This is a genomic window from Novosphingobium sp., from assembly GCF_041915465.1.
Taxonomy (GTDB): Bacteria; Pseudomonadota; Alphaproteobacteria; order Sphingomonadales; family Sphingomonadaceae; genus Novosphingobium.
The window spans coordinates 1-14,687 of record NZ_JAYSBK010000079.1 but is presented as its reverse complement, the minus strand read 5'-3'; the positions used below and the strand labels follow the sequence as shown (position 1 = coordinate 14,687).

Sequence of the window (14,687 nt, the reverse complement as noted above, 5' to 3'; positions counted from 1 at the left end):
TCACGTAGACATAGCTGCCCGCATTGTCCGAAAGGATCGCGGATTCGGGCAGCATCGGCGCAACCACCGTGCCCGACTTGATCACCGCGCCAGCAAAGCCGCCGGGGCGCAGATCGGGCGCATAGGCTAGCGCGACGCGGGCAACACCCTGCCGCGAGGACGGGTCGATCGTGGGCGAAATCTGCCACACCTGGCCCGTGTAGGTATGCTTTGAACCGACGGGCGTGACCTCGACCGCCACACCCAACGCAATCTGGGCGAGGTCGACCTGGCCAAGCTGGGCCTTGAGCTCCATCTCGCCGTCCTTGGCGATGCGGAACAACACGCCCGATCCGGCACTGACGACCTGGCCCGGCTCAACCTTGCGCTCAAGCACGAGACCGGCGGACGGAGCTACGATATTGAGGCGATTGGTCTGGGCGTGCAGCACCCCCAGCTGGGCTTCAGCCACATGCACCTGCGCCACGGCCGCATCGCGGGTAGCGGTCAGGCGGTCGATATCGGCCTTCGAGACGAACCCGCGGTCAACCAGCTTGAGTCCGCGCTCAAGATTGGACTGCGCGAGTTCGGCATTGGCCCGCGCGACCTGGATCTGCGCGGCCTGGCTGGCCTGTTGCTGGGTCTGGACCGAACGGTCGATCACCGCCAGCACCTGCCCCGCGCGAACCCACTGGCCGGGCTCGACCAGGACGGAAACGACCTGCCCGCCTTCGCCGGCGATGCCGACCGGCAGTTCGCGGCGAGCGGCCAGCGAACCGGTTACGTTGATTTCGCCGGCAATCGTCGTGCGTCCGGGGGTAATGACGGAAACGACGGGGGCCTGGTCCTTGCTTGCCCCGCCCTCGACCTTGCCGGCATTGTTCCACCACGCGATGCCGACCAGCAGCAACACGACCGCAGCCGCGATAAGCGCGAGCCTGCGGCGCGAAAGCCGATCTTCCTCGTTCGTGTCGAGCAGCGGATTGTGATCTTCGGAACCGGCCCCGGGCGCAACCCGTGCCTCGTTCGCATCAATCCTCGAATCGAAATTCATTGCCCAAACCGCCTTCATTCTCAGGGACTTCGCGCCCTGCCCACCCTTCGCCCCGCGCCAGCCGATGCCTTGGCGCGCAGGAGAAATCGGTTAAGTGTATTACGATTATAAATCACTGCCCGCAAGTGCCGGAATTTCCAGCCCGTTACGGGATGACGCCGAGTCCGAGCCATAGGCCGGGTGTCCGCGCGTGGCAATGGCGCGCTCGGCCAACGGCACGCTGCGGTCTGCGAACTGCAAGCCAGTGTGGCCGCCGTGCAACCCGCCAGCGCCCGAGGCGCGGCCGAACGCGAAACGGCCGGCAACGGGCTGCCCCGCGCCGGCCGATCAGGGCGGCTGCGCCGCCTGTGCATGGAATCAGTACTTGAGCTGGCGCTCGTAGAGATCGCGGTAATGCTGGATCCGCGTCACCCGCAGCCCCTGCATGCCCGAACGATCGACCGCGCGTTGCCACGAGGCGAATTCTTCGAGCGTGAGGTTATAGCGTTCGCAAACCTCGTCGATCGTCAAGAGGCCGCCGTTGACCGCAGCCACGACTTCGGCCTTGCGACGCACGACCCACCGGGTGGTGGTTGGCGCGGGCAGCGATTCCAGGGTGAGCGGCTCGCCAAGCGGGCCAATCACCATCGCGGGTCGAATCTTCTGGTTCTCGATCATTTGTGTCCTCGGCCGCAGGCGCTGAGTTCTCCGGCGGTGGCGCCATCAATGCCAGCGGGGATTTTGCCATCTGCTAAATCAATTGGGTTAACGGCCCGTGAGGCATAGTGGGAAGACCGCAGGACCTCCCAGTTTGCGAACCCGCCTGCAAGTACCGGGAAACGCGAATCGTCCGCCTGCAGGATACGCCGCGCAGCATGTGCCGCTGCGAGGCGCCCGTGCAGGCCATGCCAGTCCAAAACGGACGATTCCGCGCCGCTGCGCGCATCGCGCAGGTTCGGCGCAGTTCGCGCGCGGAGGCCGGACATCAGGTCGATTGCGATTTCCATGAGCGACCCTTTACCCCGCCTAAGGTCAAGATCAGGTAAAGCCCGGCTTTACGATTGGTAGACATTCCTTACCCAATTGCGACCGGCCCGCGTCACGGAACCAAGCCGCGCTTTGCACCGCGCGCCGCCAGGGTGTAAGGCGCCCCCGCCATGGACTCCGCATTTCCCGCACCTGAAGATTATGCCAGCCTGTTTCAGCTGGACGGCCCCATCAAGGGGAAGCGCATCGTTGTCGCCATGTCGGGCGGGGTCGACAGTTCAGTCGTGGCCGCACTGGCGGCGCGCAGCGGAGCGGAGACAATCGGCATCACCCTGCAGTTATACGATTACGGCGCGGCGACGGGCCGCAAGGGCGCGTGTTGTGCGGGCGACGACATCCGTGATGCCCGCGCTGTCGCCGACCGTCTGGGGATCGGGCACTACGTGTTCGATCACGAAAGCGCCTTTCGCGAGGAAGTGGTCGAGCGTTTTGCCGACGACTATCTTGCCGGGCGCACCCCGATCCCCTGCATCCGCTGCAACATGGGGCCGAAGTTTACCGACCTGTTCGCCATGGCCCGCGAACTGGGCGCGGACTGTCTTGCGACCGGACACTATGTGCGCCGCGTGATCGGCCCGGCCGGCCCCGAACTGCACCGCGCCGCCGATCCGGCGCGCGACCAGAGCTATTTCCTGTTCGCGACAACCGACGCGCAGCTCGATTTCCTGCGCTTTCCGCTGGGCGGCCTGCCCAAGACCCAGGTGCGCGCCCTGGCCGAGGCGGCGGGCCTGCGCAACGCGGCCAAGCCCGACAGCCAGGACATCTGCTTCGTCCCCGATGGCGACTATGCCAAGGTCGTGCGCTCGGTCCGCCCCGAAGGCGTCCTGGCCGGCGACATCGTCCACGCCACCACGGGCGCGGTGCTGGGCCGGCACAAGGGCATCATCCACTATACCGTGGGCCAGCGCCGGGGGCTGGAAATCGGCGGCCTGGCAGAGCCGCTCTACGTCACGGGCATCAATGCAGCACAGCGGCAAGTGCTGGTCGGCCCGCGCAGCCTGCTGGCCGTGGCGGCAGCGCGGATTGTCGAGACCAACCGGATCGGCCCGATTCCGGATGCTCCGCTCACCGCCAAGGTGCGCTCGCTGGCGAAGCCGGTACCAATCGCGCTGGAAGGACCGCTGGGCAATGGCGCGGAAACGACGATCCGCTTCGCCGCCCCCGAATACGGCGTCGCGCCGGGACAGGCGGCGGTGATCTATGCCGGAGACCGGGTCGTCGGTGGCGGCTGGATCGAGGAAACCGAAGCGGCGGTTTAGGCCGGTTGGGCAATCAGGCAAAGCTGGGAGAACACCACCGCATCGAGTGACGGCGCAAGGCCGCATTCGCCGGGGGCAATCGTTTCCCCGTCGATCGTCATCGGCGCATCGAGCGGGATAATCAGCACGGCCCCGCCATACCGCGCCGCTGTTGCCGCATCGGGCGCGCCATCAAGCCGGTCGAGCCGGAACAGCGGTCCATCGACCAAGGTGACCGAGCCATGCGCCGGAACCTTGCAGCGCAGCGCCGGATCGTGCGGGCCGCCGCGCGCCACGGCCATGCCTTCGCGCAGGTGCAGTTCGCGCGGGCGGCCGTAGTCATAGAGCCGGTACGTGATGTCGCTGTTCTGCTGGACTTCGATCAGACTGATCCCCGCCCCGATCGCGTGAACGGTGTTTGCGGGAATATAGAAGAAGTCGCCCGGCGCGACGGGAAACCATTCGAGCAGGTCCTCGATGGAACCATCCAGCGCGGCAGCGCGCATTGCCTCCTCGCCGATTTCCTCGCTGAAACCGATCCCCAGCTTTGCGCCGGGCTGCGCCGCGATCACCAGCCAGCATTCTTCCTTGCCCTGTCGGCCAAGGCCACCCGCAAGGGTCTGCGCATCGGACGGGTGGACCTGCACCGACAACGCCTCGCTGGTGAAGATGTATTTGACCAGCAGTTCGCCGTGCGCCGGATCGGGTTCGAACCAGACTTCGCCGATCTGTTCCCCGGCCGGGGCCGCGAACGGCGGGGGCAGCACCGCGCAGCCCCATGGCTTGCTGACCATCCGGACCGGCAGGCGCTTGGCGGGTTCGGCGCTCACTGGTTGGCCGCACCCTTGAGCTTGCCAACCAGCTGCGCCCCGGCGCGGGTGGTGACCATGACCTCGTTCCCGTCAACGACGACAACCACGTCCTCAAGCCCGATCACCGAGACGCGCGGGCCATCGGTTTCGATCAGGACATTGCGGCAATTCACCAGTTCGGCCTCGCCGCGCACAGAATTACCGTGCGCATCGCGCTCCCGCGCTTCGAGCAATGCATCCCAGTTGCCGATATCGGACCACCCCATGTCTGCCGGAACCAGCGCGGCGCGTGCGGTGTTTTCCATCACCGCATAGTCGACCGATTCGCTTTTGATTGCGGCAAATTCGGCAGCGCCCGGGTAAAAGCGGTGGCCATCGCTGCTTCCGGCAGCAACGGCGGCGCGGGCGGCAGCCGCGATTTCAGGGCGGTGGGCTTCCAGTTCGGCAAGGAACGCGCCGGCCCGGAAAGCGAAAATCCCGCCATTCCAGGCATAGCCGCCATCGGCGACGAATTCCTGCGCGCGGGCCAGGTCGGGCTTTTCGATGAAGCGCGCCGTGCGAAAGCCCAGATCGCCGATCGGCGCGCCGCGCTGGAGATAGCCGAACCCGGTTTCGGGTGCGGTCGCCTCGATCCCGAAGGACACCAGCCAATCATCTGCCGCAAGGCTTGCCGCCGCGCGGGCAGCCGCCTGGAAGGCAGCGGCATCGGCGATGTGATGGTCGCTCGGGCAGACCAGCATGATCGCGGCTTGATCGAGCCGCAGCGCGGCAAGCGCGATTGCGGCGGCAGTGTTGCGCGCAGAGGGTTCGACGATGAGCTGTGCGCTCGCGCTCGCGCCCGCGCCCAGCTGGGCCTCGATGTGTTCGATATGCGCACCGCCGGCAACCACGATCGGGGCAGTGAAGCCCGCGCCCTGCGGACAGCGCGCCAGGGTTGCCTCGAACAGGGTCGAATCGCCCATCAGCGGCAGGAAGGGCTTGGGCTTGGTCGCGCGGCTGCGGGGCCACAGGCGCGTGCCGCTGCCGCCGCACAGAATGACCGGAGTGATCTGGGAAGAATTCATGGGAAAAGAATCTCTACTCTCAAACAAGAGTGCGCGGGCCAATGCGTTACCGCTCAATCATGCCAGGCTTCAAGCCTGCATCCTTCGCCTGCTCGGTAAGTTGCGGTCTGCCGGGCCAGCAGGGGGAATCGCGCCGTTACTGATTTGGCGTCTTCGTCGGCCGAAAGGGTGATCAGTTCCATTCCCGGTTCGAAGTCCTTGCGGCAATCGGAAAGACTGCGCCCGCCAAGGTAATGGCACGAACAGGCCACCCGCGCGCCTACCGAAGCACCGGTGATGGCATAGCCATTGATCGGCTTCCAGTACCAGGCGACCAGCCCCGCCGCGATCAGCGCGATCGCCAGCAGCACGCGCCGCAGGGGGCGACGACGACCGGGAGCAGCAGGGTTTACGGTTGCCATTGACGAGCCTTTGGGCGAGTGATGCGCGCCATGCTGACGCGCCGACTTCCCCTTATCCTGCCGCTGCTTGCGCTGCCAGCCCTGATCGGCTGCTCTGGCGGGAAGAACGACGAAGGCCCGCCCCCGCTCAGCCCGGCCGCGCTTTCCGCCGTCGTTGAACAACCCGGTGTGCCGCGTGAAGCGCTGGCGCGCGCGGTCGATGCCTTGTTCACGCAGGACGACATGGGCGAAACCCGCGCCGTGCTGGTGATCCATGACGGGCGAATCGTGGCCGAACGTTACGCGCCGCCCTATCATGAGAACACGCGCTTCATCTCGTGGTCGATGGCCAAGACTGTCACCGGAGTGATGATCGGAATGCTGGTGGCCGATGGCCGCCTGCGGCTTGACGAAAGCGTGCCGATCCCGGCCTGGCAGCGCCCGGGCGATCCGCGCGGCGAGATTACCCTGCGCCAGTTGCTGCAGATGCGTTCCGGCCTGCGCCATACCGAGGCAGGCAATCCGCCCTACGAATCCGACGAGGTGCGGATGCTGTTCCTCGACGGGCGCGACGACATGGCCGCCTATGCCGAGGCCCAACCGCTGGAAGCGGAGCCCGGGCGCAAGTGGGAATACTCGACCGCCACCACGGTCATCCTGGCTGACCTTGCGGCGCGCGCACTGACCACCAGCACCGATCCCGCGGAACGCCGCCGCGTGGTGGGCGAATACCTGCGCACCCGCCTGTTCGAGCCGCTGGGGATGAAATCGATGGTCCCGGAATACGATGCGGCGGGCACGCTGATCGGCGGCAGCCTGATCCACGGCAGCGCGCGCGACTGGGCGAAATTCGGCGAATTCCTGCGGAACAACGGCGCGGTCAAGGGCGCGCAGCTGGTCCCCTCGGGCTGGATCGAATTCATGATCAGCCCCAACCCCCGCAACCCGGGCTACGGCGCGCAGATCTGGCTCAACCGGCCCCAGGCGGACGATGGTCACATCGAGTTTCCCGGAGCGGCACAATCGGTGTTCTCTATGAATGGACACCTTGGGCAATTTGTGGTTATTTCGCAGTCGCAGCACGTTACTGTGGTGCGATTGGGTAAGACCGAAGAAGGAAAACACGCGCCCGTGCGTCTTGCCATTTCCCGGATCATCCAACTTTTCCCCAAGGAAACCCAATAGTGACCGCAAAGACTGCGTTGATTACCGGTGTCACCGGCCAGGACGGTGCCTACCTTGCTCGCTTGCTTCTCGAAAAGGGCTACCGGGTACACGGCATCAAGCGCCGTTCCTCTTCATTCAACACCCAGCGCATCGACGAGATCTATGAAGACCCGCACGTCCCCGATCCGCAGCTCACGCTGCACTATGGCGACATGACGGATTCGACCAACCTGATCCGCATCGTCCAGGAAACCCAGCCGGACGAGATCTATAACCTCGCCGCGCAGAGCCACGTGGCGGTCAGCTTCGAAACGCCCGAATATACCGCCAATTCCGACGCGCTGGGCACCCTGCGCCTGCTGGAGGCGATCCGCATCCTGGGGATGGAGCAGAAGACCAGGTTCTACCAGGCCTCGACCTCGGAACTCTACGGCCTCGTCCAGGAAGTGCCGCAGCGCGAAACCACGCCGTTCTATCCGCGCAGCCCCTATGCCGCGGCCAAGCTCTATGCCTACTGGATCGTGGTCAACTACCGCGAAGCCTATGGGATGCACGCCTCGAACGGGATCCTGTTCAACCACGAAAGCCCGCTGCGCGGCGAAACCTTCGTGACCCGCAAGATCACCCGCGCCGCCGCCGCGATTTCGCTCGGTCGGCAGGACGTGCTCTACCTCGGCAATCTCGATGCCAAGCGCGACTGGGGCCATGCCCGCGAATACGTGAAAGGCATGTGGGCCATGCTGCAGCAGGACGTGGCGGATGACTATGTCCTCGCCACCGGCGAAACCAACACCGTGCGCCAATTCGTCGAATGGGCGTTCGAGGATGTCGGCATCGCGCTGGAATGGAAGGGCGAAGGAGCCGACGAACAGGGCTTCTGCAAGGCCACCGGGGCGCTGCGCGTCGCGGTCGATCCGCGCTATTTCCGCCCGACCGAGGTCGATCTGCTGATCGGCGATCCGACCAAGGCACAGACCAAGCTGGGCTGGCACCACGAAACCAGCGTACGCGATCTGGCGCGCGAAATGGTCCAGGCTGACCTCGTCACCATGCAGACCGCTTCGATCGGCCGGGGGAGCTGATCCGCCGTGTACGATCTTTCGGGCAAGCGGGTATGGGTCGCGGGGCATCGCGGCATGGTTGGCGGAGCCATCGCACGGCGACTTGAGGCCGAGAATTGCGAAGTGCTCACCGCCGGGCGCGAAGTGCTGGACCTGACGGACCAGCGCGCCGTGCTGGACTGGATGCGCAAGGAACGCCCGCAGGCGGTGTTCCTGGCCGCCGCCCGGGTTGGCGGGATCCTCGCCAACAACACTTACCCAGTCGATTTCCTGCGCGACAACCTGCTGATCGAAACCGCGATCTTTACCGGCGCGCACGATATCGGCGTCGAAAAGCTGCTGTTCCTCGGCTCCTCGTGCATCTACCCCAAGTTCGCGCCCCAGCCGATCCCCGAAGACGCGCTGCTGACCGGACCGCTCGAGCCGACCAACGAATGGTACGCGATCGCCAAGATCGCCGGGATCAAGCTGGCCCAGGCCTATCGCAAGCAATATGGCGCGGACTATATCAGCGCCATGCCGACCAACCTTTATGGTCCGGGCGACAATTTCGACCTCAATGGCAGCCACGTGCTCCCCGCGCTGATCCGCAAGGTTCACGAGGCGAAGAAGGTATCCGGCCCCGTCTCGGTCTGGGGTACCGGCACGCCGCGCCGCGAATTCCTCTACGTCGATGACTGCGCGGATGCCTGCGTGTTCCTGATGAAGGGCTATTCGGGCGAAAGCCACGTCAACGTGGGTTCCGGCACCGACATCTCGATCATGGAGCTGACCAAGCTGGTGATGGAAGTGCTGGACTATGCGGGCGGCGCGATCGAGACCGATCCCAGCAAGCCCGACGGCACCCCGCGCAAGCTGATGGACAACACCCGCCTGCGCGACCTCGGCTGGGCGCCCAAGGTTGATCTCGCCGAAGGGATCAAACGCAGCTACGCCGCGTTCCTCGCGGGCGAAGGGCGCGGGCTCTAGGCGGCGCGGACACCTAACCGCGAAGCCGCCTGTCCGGACACGACAACATTGCGGACGTAGCGTCACAAATAAGATCGTCATCCCAGCGAAAGCTGGGATCGCTTGCGGTCAGGCAAGCTGCGTATTGCTGTTAGGGTATACGGGTTCGAGAGCGATCCCAGCTTTCGCTGGGATGACGAATTAGGGGTACGTCAGCTGCCCCCAACTTTACCGCCGCACACGCACCCCAGCCTGCAGCGCCTTATTCGCTGCGGTCGTGCGCGGCCGTGCGTTCGGCCAGCAGGTCCTGCGCGGCGAGGCCGGTTTCGTTGACCAGCCCTTCCGGATCGGGATGGATCAGGATTTCCACGCCCGGAAATTCGCTGAGCAGCTTGGCCTCGATCTCGTCCATCACGTCATGCGCCTCGCGCACGGTCATCTCCGGGTTCACCGCAACGTGGAACTGCACGAAATCGCGGTTGCCCGAAGTGCGGGTGCGCAGATCGTGCAGCCCGCGCAGTTCCGGGTGGCGCGCCACCACTTCAAGGAAGCGCGCCTTCTTCGGTTCGGGCCATTCGTGGTCCATCAGTTGCTCGATCGCCTGCTGCGAGGCGCCCCAGGCGCCCCAGCCGAGCCACAGCGCGATGCCAAGGCCAAACACGGCGTCGGCCCCGGCGATCCCGGCATAGGTATCAAGCGCCAGCGCGCCGATCACCGCGAGGTTGAGCATCAGATCCGACTGGTAGTGCACATTATCGGTCGAAATCGCGAGGCTGCCGGTCTTGCGGATGACGTGGCGCTGCCATGTGATCAGCGCCAAGGTCGCCACCATAGCGATGCCTGAAACCAGAATACCGCCCTCTGCGCCTTCGGGCCTCGATCCGGCGATCCACTGGTCAATGGCGCGAAAGGCCAGGGTAAGTGCCGAAATCGAGATAAGTACGACTTGGAACATCGCCGCCAGCGCCTCGGCCTTGCCGTGGCCGAAACGGTGGTTGTCATCGTCGGGCTGGGCCGCGATCCACACGCCAGCGAGCGTCGCGAGGCTGGCGATGAGATCGAGCGTCGTATCGGCCAGGCTGCCGAGCATCGCGGTCGACCCGGTCGAGAGCGCCGCCCAGACCTTGAGCACCACCAGCAGCAACGCCACCGAGATGCTGGCGAAGGCCGCGCTTCGGTTAAGGGCGTGGATGTCGGTCATGGATAAAGCAGCGTGCTGGTCCAGCCGCCATCGGCAAGCCGGGTGAAACGGCGGCGTTCGTGCAGACGGAACGGGCGGTCCATCCAGAACTCGAAGGCGCTTGGCGTCAGGCAGAAGCCAGTCCAGTGCGGCGGGCGCGGCACGGTGCCGATCAGGTGCTGCGCGGTGGTCTTGGCGATCCGGGCGAGAAATTCGCCGCGCGAGCCAAGCGGCGCGGACTGGTCGGAGGCATGGGCGCCGATCTGCGAATCGCGGCTGCGGCTGGCGAAATAGGCGTCGGCCATTTCGTCCGGCACGCGTGCAATCGTGCCCTCGATCCGGATCTGGCGGCGCAGCGACTTCCAGTGAAACAGCATCGCGGCCTGCGGATTGGCGATGAGTTCGCCCCCCTTGCGGCTGTGGCTGTTGGTGTAGAACACGAAGCCGCCCTGCGGGCCGAGCAGGTTCGCCCCGTGATCCTTCATCAGCACCATGCGCACCGATGGCATGGCATCGGGCGTGGCGGTGGCGACGGCCACGGCCTCGGGATCGTTGAGCTCGTGCTTCTTCGCCTCGGCAAACCATTCGTCGAACAGTTCGAAGGGTGCGGCATCGGGGATCGCGTTGGTGGCTTGTGTTTCGTCCATTACGCAACCGCCATAGCCGCGCTGCGCCTGCGAAGAAAGCGCGAGCGTTTCGCAACTTGCCGCAATACCTTGCAGGCGGCCCGCTGCGCTCCTAGCTATCGGGCATGGCAGATCCCTATTCGATCCTGGGCGTGGCCCGCAGTGCAAGCGAGAAGGAGGTGAAATCCGCCTATCGCAAGCTTGCGAAAGAATTCCACCCGGACCGCAATGCAGACAATCCCAAGGCGGCGGAGCGGTTTTCTGAAATCACCCGCGCCTATGACCTCTTGTCCGACAAGGACAAGCGCGCCCGCTTTGACCGGGGCGAGATCGACATCGATGGCAATCCCACCATGGGCTACGGCTTTGGCGGCGGCGCCGGGCCGGGCGGCGGCTTTGGCGGCGGAATGGGCGGAGGCCGGGGCGGATTCGAGGGCTTTGCGAGCGAAGGCATCGACCTTGGCGACATCTTCGACGGCCTGTTCGGCGGCGCGCGTGGCGGCGGTGCCGGAATGGGCGGCGGTTTTGGCGGCGGTATGGGTGGCGGGCGCGGACGGGCAGCGCCGCGCGGCGCCAACGTGCAGTACAAGCTCGGCGTCTCGCTGCCCGATGCGGCGCTGCTTGCGACCCAGCGGATCACCCTGGCCGATGGCAAGACGATTGACCTCAAGCTGCCCGCCGGGGTGGAAGACGGCACCCAGATGCGCCTCGCGGGCAAGGGCGAACCGGGTCCGGGCGGCAACGGCGATGCGCTGGTGACGATCCAGCTCCAGCCGCACACGTTCTACAAGCGCGATGGCGACAATATCCGCCTCGACCTGCCGATCAGCCTCGATGAGGCCGTCCACGGCGCGAAAGTGAAGGTGCCGACGGTGGAAGGCGCGGTGATGCTGACGCTCGCCCCCGGCACCAGTTCGGGCAAGACCCTGAGGCTCAAGGGCAAGGGCTTTACCCGCAAGGACGGCACCCGCGGCGATCAGCTCGTCACGGTCGAAGTGCAATTGCCCGAGGGCGACGAAGACCTGGTCCGCCGTCTCGAAGGCTGGCGCGATACGCGCAACCTGCGCGCCAAGCTTGGCGTCTAGGCCGGGCCGCGGGGGTGCAGGAACGCGAACTTGACGATGTGGGGCCCCTCCCCCCGCTGACCCTGCGCGATCTGTCCCCCGAAGCCCGCCGCCGCCGCGCCTTGCGCACCTTGCAGGAACAGCAGCTGGCACCTGCCGACGGATTTGCCGAGACGGTCGGACGCGATGGCCAATTCTGGCGCTCGCGTCCGTTTCGAATCATCGCGCGGATCTGGTCGGGCGCCTATCACGACGGCTTCATCCATGCCGGCAACCTGGCCTATATGGCGATCCTGGCGCTGTTTCCGTTCTTCGTGACGGTGGGCTGGGTGTTCAGCCTGATCGGCGAACAGGCCCAGCGCGAAGCCTCGGTCCACACCTTCCTCCTCGCCCTGCCCCCGATCGTCGCGGGTGCGCTGGAACCGGTGGCGCGCGACGTGATCGTGGCGCGCAGCGGCTGGCTGTTATGGCTTGGCGGGCTGGTCGGACTGTGGACCGTGGGCAGCCTGGTCGAAACGATCCGCGACATCCTGCGCCGCGCCTATGGCACGCGCGAAGCCTATGCCTTTTGGCGCTATCGCCTGATTTCGACCGCCGTGATCGTCGCCACGGTCATCGCATTGCTGTTCGCGCTGCTGGCGCAAGTTGCGATCAGCACCGCGCAGGAAGTGATCCTGTCGCACTTCGCCCGGCTCGACTGGCTGGCGAGCGCACTGTTCACCTCGAGCTTCGTGCCCGCGGTCGTAATTTACCTTGCGCTCTACCTGCTGTTCTTCACGCTGACGCCCACGCAATACCGCGCCAGCCGCTTTCCCAAATGGCCCGGCGCCGCACTGGTAACGGCGTGGTGGGTGGCGGTCAGCGTCGCCCTGCCCGGCGTGTTGCACCACTTCTTCACATACGATCTCACCTACGGCAGCCTTGCCGGAGTGATGATCGCGCTTTTCTTTTTCTGGCTGGTGGGCTTAGGAATGGTGGTAGGTGCCGAACTCAACGCGGCGCTGGCCGAAAGCCCCGAGGAGCGGGAAGCAATCGCGCTGGCGTCAGGCGGGCATGAGCGCGGTGCCGATATCGACCGGCGATAAAAGGGACGACGGGAAAACACGCATGACCGGACTTATGCAAGGCAAGCGAGGCCTGATCATGGGCCTTGCGAACGACAAGTCGCTGGCCTGGGGCATTGCCCAGAAGCTGCATGAGGCGGGCGCCGAGCTCGCCTTTTCCTATCAGGGCGAGGCCCTTGAAAAGCGCGTGCGTCCGCTCGCGGCCAGCCTCGGCAGCGATTTCCTGATCGATTGCGACGTGTCAGACATGGCCGCCCTAGACACCGCGTTCGAGACGCTCGCCGCGCGCTGGCCGACGATCGATTTCGTGGTCCATGCGATCGGCTTTTCCGACAAGAACGAGTTGCGCGGCCGCTATTGCGATACCAGCCTAGAAAACTTCCTGATGACCATGAACATCTCGGCCTATTCGCTGGTTGCCGTGGCCAAGCGCGCCGAGGCGATGATGCCGCCGCTCGAAGACGGCAAGGGCGGCGGTTCGATCCTAACGCTGAGCTATTACGGCGCGGAAAAGGTTGTGCCGCACTACAACGTGATGGGCGTGGCCAAGGCGGCGCTCGAAACCAGCGTGAAATACCTTGCCAACGATCTTGGCCCCAAGGGCGTGCGCGTCAACGCGATCTCGGCCGGCCCGATCCGCACCCTGGCAGCCAGCGGGATCGGCGATTTCCGCTACATCCTGAAGTGGAACGAGCTTAATTCGCCGCTGCGCCGCAATGTCACGATCGAGGATGTCGGCGGTTCGGCGCTGTATCTGCTGTCGGATCTGGCCTCGGGCGTGACGGGCGAAACCCACCACGTCGATGCGGGCTATCACGTGGTCGGCATGAAGCAGGAAGATGCCCCGGATATTGCGCTGAGCTGATTTTTCGGCGCCCCGCAAACATCAGCGGGAGGAAAGGCCATGGCCTTTCCTCCCGCTGATGTTTTCGCAGACCTGATCCGCCTTACTGCTTGGGCGGAGTCGCCTTGAGTTCGGGCGGAGGCGCGTCGGCTTCGACGTTCTGGCCCTTGGCCTTGGCTTCCGCTTCGGCATTGGCCTTCTCGCGGGCTTCGTATTCCTTTTCGGCCTCTTCAACGCGCGACTGGGTTGCGGCAGCTTCGGCGTCGATCGTGGAGAGGCGCTTTTCGCGTTCGGCCGCGATAAGTTCGCTGAACTTCACGTCGTCGGAAGTCTTCTTTTCGGCATAGGCGTTGCTGATCAGCTTGGCCGAGCACCCCGTCCAGCCGCCGGCACCGGTGGGCGAGCAGCTGTTGGTGCCGCTGGCGCCGACCGTTTCATAGGCCAGCACCTTGTTGTTCCAGGCCTCGTTCGAGGGGGTGTTGACCGGTTCGCGCAGGTTCTTCGGAATCCGATAGCGCTCCGCCTCTTCCTTGCGCGCGCATACCGTTATCGTGTCGTCGGTCGATTCAGGGCACTTGTCGTCGCCATAGACGATCAGCTGGTTGACCTTCGGCTCAGGCGCGTCCTGCGCCGCGGCGGGAGCAGCGGAAAAGGCGGTGGCGGCCAGCAAGGCGGAAAGGGCGATCGTCAGACGCATCAGAAAAACTCCTCGGGGGGCGGGGGAGATATAACCACGCTCAGCGCTGAATAACAGCTTAAGCAGCCAGCGCCTTGGCCGCGATCAAATCGGCCTAAATCCGTTCGGCAAGTTTGATCGCGACACGGCAACCCAACCGGATCGCACCCGAAAGCAGCGGATAGGCCACCGCCTGTTCAGCGCCGTTGGCCAGCGCTGTCTCGCGGTGCTCGCGTTCATCGTCGCGGAATTCGCGGATCATGCCGGCCAGTTCACCGTCCGTGTCGCCCAGTTCGTCAAGCTGTTCGGAGTAGTGACGATCGATCTCTTCCTCGACGGCAGCGGTGCAGGCCATCGCCGCCTTCGGCCCGATCAGCGCGGTCGCCGCGCCAAGCGCAAAGCCGGCCACATGCCAGAACGGCTGCAGCGCCGTCGGGCGCACACCGCGCGCCGCCAGCAATGCGTCGAACTTGCGGCGGTGTTCGGCCTCCTGCTGGGCCATGT

17 protein-coding genes are annotated in these 14,687 nt (G+C 65.3%); 7 read left to right on the top strand and 10 right to left on the bottom strand.

Annotated features, from left to right (window positions below; all coding sequences use genetic code 11):
* The 3 genes from ACE3SN_RS12675 to ACE3SN_RS12665 all read right to left on the bottom strand — a co-directional run.
* Positions 1-1,033 (bottom strand): efflux RND transporter periplasmic adaptor subunit (locus ACE3SN_RS12675; protein WP_374530545.1); only part of this gene is annotated, 1,033 nt, incomplete at its 3' end.
* Positions 1,034-1,390: 357 nt separating this feature from the next.
* Positions 1,391-1,690, bottom strand: coding sequence for a DUF1153 domain-containing protein (locus ACE3SN_RS12670; RefSeq protein WP_189542930.1), 300 nt, complete (start codon positions 1,688-1,690; stop codon positions 1,391-1,393).
* A complete protein-coding gene (locus tag ACE3SN_RS12665; RefSeq protein WP_374530544.1) occupies positions 1,687-2,019 on the bottom strand; it encodes a hypothetical protein in 333 nt (110 codons plus the stop codon). The genes ACE3SN_RS12670 and ACE3SN_RS12665 overlap by 4 nt, the downstream gene beginning before the upstream one ends.
* A gap of 150 nt (positions 2,020-2,169) precedes the next feature.
* Here ACE3SN_RS12665 and mnmA point away from each other — a divergent pair, with 150 nt between their 5' ends.
* Positions 2,170-3,318, top strand: coding sequence for a tRNA 2-thiouridine(34) synthase MnmA (gene mnmA, locus ACE3SN_RS12660; RefSeq protein WP_374530543.1), 1,149 nt, complete (start codon positions 2,170-2,172; stop codon positions 3,316-3,318).
* Here mnmA and ACE3SN_RS12655 read toward each other — a convergent pair.
* Genes ACE3SN_RS12655 through ACE3SN_RS12645 form a run of 3 tightly spaced genes read right to left on the bottom strand, consistent with a single transcriptional unit; the run spans position 3,315 to position 5,574 of the window.
* Entirely contained in the window at positions 3,315-4,091 is a 777-nt protein-coding gene (locus ACE3SN_RS12655) for a class I mannose-6-phosphate isomerase (protein ID WP_374530546.1), read from the bottom strand. The genes mnmA and ACE3SN_RS12655 overlap by 4 nt on opposite strands.
* A gap of 32 nt (positions 4,092-4,123) precedes the next feature.
* A complete protein-coding gene (locus ACE3SN_RS12650) occupies positions 4,124-5,173 on the bottom strand; it encodes a mannose-1-phosphate guanylyltransferase (protein ID WP_374530542.1) in 1,050 nt (349 codons plus the stop codon).
* A 53-nt stretch (positions 5,174-5,226) separates the two neighbouring features.
* Entirely contained in the window at positions 5,227-5,574 is a 348-nt protein-coding gene (locus ACE3SN_RS12645; protein WP_374530541.1) for a hypothetical protein, read from the bottom strand.
* A gap of 30 nt (positions 5,575-5,604) precedes the next feature.
* Here ACE3SN_RS12645 and ACE3SN_RS12640 point away from each other — a divergent pair, with 30 nt between their 5' ends.
* From ACE3SN_RS12640 to ACE3SN_RS12630, 3 genes are read left to right on the top strand one after another with little or no spacing between them, the layout of a single operon-like run.
* Complete coding sequence (locus tag ACE3SN_RS12640; RefSeq protein ID WP_374530540.1) at positions 5,605-6,738, top strand: serine hydrolase domain-containing protein; 1,134 nt, start codon at positions 5,605-5,607, stop codon at positions 6,736-6,738.
* Positions 6,738-7,802: a GDP-mannose 4,6-dehydratase gene (gene gmd, locus ACE3SN_RS12635; protein ID WP_374530539.1), complete on the top strand. Its 1,065-nt coding sequence runs from the start codon at positions 6,738-6,740 to the stop codon at positions 7,800-7,802. The genes ACE3SN_RS12640 and gmd overlap by 1 nt, the downstream gene beginning before the upstream one ends.
* A gap of 6 nt (positions 7,803-7,808) precedes the next feature.
* The gene (locus ACE3SN_RS12630; protein WP_374530538.1) at positions 7,809-8,750 is read left to right on the top strand and encodes a GDP-L-fucose synthase family protein; all 942 of its coding nucleotides are present in this window, start codon (positions 7,809-7,811) and stop codon (positions 8,748-8,750) included.
* A 241-nt stretch (positions 8,751-8,991) separates the two neighbouring features.
* Here ACE3SN_RS12630 and ACE3SN_RS12625 read toward each other — a convergent pair whose 3' ends face one another.
* Positions 8,992-9,930, bottom strand: coding sequence for a cation diffusion facilitator family transporter (locus ACE3SN_RS12625; RefSeq protein WP_374530537.1), 939 nt, complete (start codon positions 9,928-9,930; stop codon positions 8,992-8,994).
* Positions 9,927-10,556 (bottom strand): pyridoxamine 5'-phosphate oxidase, encoded by a 630-nt coding sequence (pdxH, locus tag ACE3SN_RS12620; protein ID WP_374530536.1) that lies wholly within the window; start codon positions 10,554-10,556, stop codon positions 9,927-9,929. Before pdxH ends, ACE3SN_RS12625 begins: the two co-directional genes overlap by 4 nt.
* Before the next feature lie 104 nt (positions 10,557-10,660).
* On the opposite strand from pdxH, the gene ACE3SN_RS12615 reads away from it, so the two are divergent.
* From ACE3SN_RS12615 to fabI, 3 genes are read left to right on the top strand one after another with little or no spacing between them, the layout of a single operon-like run.
* Positions 10,661-11,620, top strand: a complete 960-nt coding sequence (locus ACE3SN_RS12615; protein WP_374530535.1) for a DnaJ C-terminal domain-containing protein — start codon at positions 10,661-10,663, stop codon at positions 11,618-11,620.
* Between the two features lie 14 nt (positions 11,621-11,634).
* Complete coding sequence (locus tag ACE3SN_RS12610; protein WP_374530534.1) at positions 11,635-12,684, top strand: YihY/virulence factor BrkB family protein; 1,050 nt, start codon at positions 11,635-11,637, stop codon at positions 12,682-12,684.
* A 22-nt stretch (positions 12,685-12,706) separates the two neighbouring features.
* Positions 12,707-13,528 carry an enoyl-ACP reductase FabI gene (gene fabI, locus ACE3SN_RS12605; RefSeq protein WP_374530533.1) on the top strand — a complete coding sequence of 274 codons (822 nt, stop codon included), beginning with the start codon at positions 12,707-12,709 and terminating at the stop codon, positions 13,526-13,528.
* Positions 13,529-13,610: 82 nt separating this feature from the next.
* Here the strand turns inward: fabI and ACE3SN_RS12600 are convergent, their stop codons facing one another.
* Positions 13,611-14,204 carry a hypothetical protein gene (locus ACE3SN_RS12600; RefSeq protein ID WP_374530532.1) on the bottom strand — a complete coding sequence of 198 codons (594 nt, stop codon included), beginning with the start codon at positions 14,202-14,204 and terminating at the stop codon, positions 13,611-13,613.
* A gap of 94 nt (positions 14,205-14,298) precedes the next feature.
* Positions 14,299-14,687: demethoxyubiquinone hydroxylase family protein (locus tag ACE3SN_RS12595; protein ID WP_374530531.1), on the bottom strand; the 389-nt coding region annotated here is incomplete at its 5' end.